The following is a 3642-nucleotide window of genomic DNA, read 5'->3' as shown; positions in this document are numbered from 1 at the left end:
CCGCTATTTATCACTATAAATGTGTCTCTAACGGTATTATAATTTCAATGGGTAAAAAATACCACTGTGCAGATAATATTGTTATAGAAAGTTTTCATTCATTACTTAAGAAAGCTACAATCCATAATAAAATATATAATTCACATGAAGAATATATACAAGATGTTATAAAATGAAATACATGATATTCAAATCGTAAAGAAAAAGATATAATAAAAAAAATAGTAAATACTTTTTATTAGTACTTACTAAAATGGGTGCAGTCTAAATTCACTATTATTTTTTATTTTCTTTGTTTGATCATAAATACTTGTGTATTTAAATGCTCCAAATTTATAATTATATTTTTTTCCACCACTTGTATCTATAATTAATTCTCACTCAATTTGAATTTCTTTTTTTCAATTAGAAACTTGTTCTAAAATAAAATCAACTTCTAAATTATTGAATTGGTTTAATTCATTTTTACCGATATTTTTAATATATACATCACAATAATATTCATTATAGTTATTATTATATGTAACACCATAAATTAATTTTAATGATTCAGAGTTAGCAAGTTCATATTTTATTTTTTCAATAAAATCACGATATTTTTGATATGCGTTAGTGTTTATAAATAATAATTTTAAGGATAATTCATTTAATATTTTTTTATTTGATTCTAAAATAAAGTTACTTTTAACATTTAAAAAAGAATTATTAAAACCGATGCCAATATTATTAAAAGAAATTGTTAATATATCTCTAGTATTTTGTAAGTCAATAATTTCATTATTACTTGTTTTTATTTTAAATGTTCTAACTATCATAAAATGTTAACTCCTATTTATTTTATTTCCTATTTGTCTAAGTATTTGATTTGTTGTTTCTTCAATATCCATATTATTTGAAACATTAAAATTATTATTAAATGTATTACTATTATTTATATTTTTTGTATTAAGAGTTGATTGTTGTAATGCTGGTTTTTGAATTTCTGGTAATGCTGGAATTTGAATATTTACTAATCCAAATGTTAAATATTTTAGCCCTGTTAGTACTTTATTTATTAGTCATATAATACTATTTAAAATTTTAATTAAAAAATTAAATGGGGGTATTAAAAAAGTTAAAATCGCTTTTCCAATCTTAGCAAATATAGATGCTAATCCATTAAATAATGTAAAAATTGGTTTTAAAATTGGCATTAATGCTTGAAGTAAATTTTTAAGTGATTCAATAACTGGAATTAATAATTGTTTACAAATATTCCCTAATTCTTTTAATAATTCTTTAAATTCTTCATTTTGGGCTAATAAAGGTACTAATAAAGCACCAATAATACTTATTCCTATTCCGATTGCACCCATTGAAGATGATAACCCCAAAAAGGCTGTTTTAAATAAATTGATGGTGTTTATTAATAAACCTCCAATAGATATTAATTTTCCGAATATTAATACAGTGGGTGCCATAACTGTTAATATACCTAAAATTTTAAATATTAATTCTTTTTGGCTAACACTTAATGAATTAAAAGTATCAGTTATTTTTTTTAATTGAAGGTATTAAATTACTATCAACAAAATTAACAAATTTTTCAAAAATAGGGAATAAACCTATTGCTAATTCCATTTTTATTATTGATAGTTTTTGTGTTAATTCACTTCATTTATTACTTAATTCTGTCGATTTTTTAATATTTTCATTTGAAATTAATGTTAAATTTTCAAAATTATTAGTTAAATTTTTTACTTCCTCATTACTTTTTAATAATAACGGAGCAATTTTACTACCTAATTCATAACCAAAAATTTTAAAAATGAAGTTATTTTTTTCTGTTTCATTTGTTATTTTAGATAGTGCATTTTTTGTTTCTAAAAAAATAGTTTCAGTATTTTTTAATTCCCCACTAGTATTTTTAATATTAATTCCTAATTGTTGAAATGCATCAGTACTTTCATTAATAATGCCTTGTGACAATTCATAGGTTGTTTTATTTAGTTTTTGAAATAAAATTTCAATATTTTCAGTTTCTAAACCAATCTTTTTAGCAATAAATCTAAATTTTTGTAAATTATCAGTTGAAATATTAATTTTTTGTGCTGTTTTATTTAATTCTTCACCAAATAAAATCGTATCTTTTGTTATTTTTCCTAAAATAGCCTTAATACCAATTAACGGTATTGTAATATAAGCACTTAATTTTTTACCTATATCTGATAATTTGTTTCCAAATTTAATAAATTTATCGCCACTTATTTTAGATAGTTGTTTGTTAGTTTCTTTTAAGTCGCTATTAAAATTAATTATATTACGATCAATTCTATCAATAGTTAAATTTGTAAATTCAATTTCCCTTGGTATTGTATTAAATTTCTTTTGTAATTGAGACAATTCAACATTTAATTTTTTAATTTGTTTTTCATCTGTTGCATTTTTAAGTGCTATTTCAGTTTTTTTAATTTGATTTAAATATTCTTTTTGGTTTTTTTGTAATTCATTTACTTTATTAATTAATTGTTGTTTTTGTTTCCCTGTATTTTCAATATTTTTGTTATATTCAACAATTTTATTTCTTAAATTATCAAGTTCTTTGCCATTTTTAAATTTTAAATTAGCATCAAGATTAGCAAGTTTTCGATTTGAAAGATTAACAGTATCGGCTAATTTTTTGACTTCTGTATTTATATTTGATAAATTTGTACTAATTTCAAGATGCATTCCTTTGATTTGTTCTGCCATTAAATTTTAACCTCCAAAAAATATTTTATTTATTTTTTCTTGTGTTGGTTTTTTAGAAAAATTATTAACATCTTGATATCTTTCTGAATGTAAGGCTATAATATTTAAAAATTGTTTTAAGGTAAATAATTTTAAATCGCTAACTAAATAACCGCATTCTTTAATTAAACAAATAAAAGTATTAGTTCAATTTTTATTTAAATTTTGATTAACTACTTTTTTTCATTAATATTATTATTTGAAATAAATACCTCTGCTATTAAATTATTTAATTTTGCTACAAATGCTTCATTCATAATTTCTGATAATGGGATACTTTGAAAAAATTCTTTATAATCTAAATTATTATCATAATTATATGCAAAAGAAAACAACATATCTAATAATTGTTTATATGAAAATTTTTCATTCTTCATTTTTTCAAAATCAGTAATTAAATCACTACCAGTTAATTGTTCATAAATTACTAAAAAATAAGCACTTGTATTAATATTTATATCAACATTCCCAACTTTAATTTTTTTGTTCATATTTAACTCCTTTAAATTCTTAAATATTTTTTAAGAATTTTTAATTACTACATCAATAGGTTTTGTTTGACCAGTAGCGTTATTTTTACCTTCAATTTGAACTTCAACAGTTTTATCATTTGTAATATTAATTGGTCAGTCTTCACCTTTACTTTCAATAAAGTAATCATAATCACTTTCAGTTAAAGAACTATTTACGGCTTTTATTGCTTTTAAAACAACATCCTTAAATTGTGGTTTTAACTGTTCTACTGTCGCCTTTGTTGGGTCTGCAACATGAATTGTTGGTTTATCTAATTTATTAATTTTACTAATATCAATTTTTGTAACAATATGTTTAATAATTCCCTTAGGTTCAACTACTGCTCCACCTAAATATAAA

General features: G+C 21.1%; 5 protein-coding genes and 1 pseudogene. 1 reads left to right on the top strand and 5 read right to left on the bottom strand.

The window, feature by feature from the left end; genetic code table 4:
- Window positions 1-242: pseudogene (locus tag D9R21_RS05010) on the top strand (integrase core domain-containing protein); the annotation flags it as partial.
- A 6-nt stretch (window positions 243-248) separates the two neighbouring features.
- Here the strand turns inward: D9R21_RS05010 and D9R21_RS05005 are convergent.
- The 5 genes from D9R21_RS05005 to D9R21_RS07215 all read right to left on the bottom strand — a co-directional run.
- Window positions 249-815: a phage distal tail protein domain-containing protein gene (locus tag D9R21_RS05005; protein WP_126821350.1), complete on the bottom strand. Its 567-nt coding sequence runs from the start codon at window positions 813-815 to the stop codon at window positions 249-251.
- Window positions 816-821: 6 nt separating this feature from the next.
- Complete coding sequence (locus tag D9R21_RS05000; protein ID WP_126821349.1) at window positions 822-1355, bottom strand: hypothetical protein; 534 nt, start codon at window positions 1353-1355, stop codon at window positions 822-824.
- 163 nt (window positions 1356-1518) lie between these two features.
- A complete protein-coding gene (locus D9R21_RS04995) occupies window positions 1519-2730 on the bottom strand; it encodes a phage tail tape measure protein (protein WP_126821348.1) in 1212 nt (403 codons plus the stop codon).
- A 212-nt stretch (window positions 2731-2942) separates the two neighbouring features.
- The gene (locus tag D9R21_RS04990) at window positions 2943-3260 is read right to left on the bottom strand and encodes a hypothetical protein (RefSeq protein WP_126821347.1); all 318 of its coding nucleotides are present in this window, start codon (window positions 3258-3260) and stop codon (window positions 2943-2945) included.
- 30 nt (window positions 3261-3290) lie between these two features.
- A partial coding sequence (locus D9R21_RS07215) for a hypothetical protein (protein WP_158613903.1) occupies window positions 3291-3642 on the bottom strand: 352 nt, incomplete at its 5' end.

This window comes from Spiroplasma endosymbiont of Megaselia nigra, assembly GCF_003987485.1.
Classification (GTDB): Bacteria; Bacillota_I; Bacilli_A; order Mycoplasmatales; family Mycoplasmataceae; genus Spiroplasma.
Note: the sequence above shows the minus strand (reverse complement) of the source record. Positions and strands in the feature narration are given on the sequence as shown.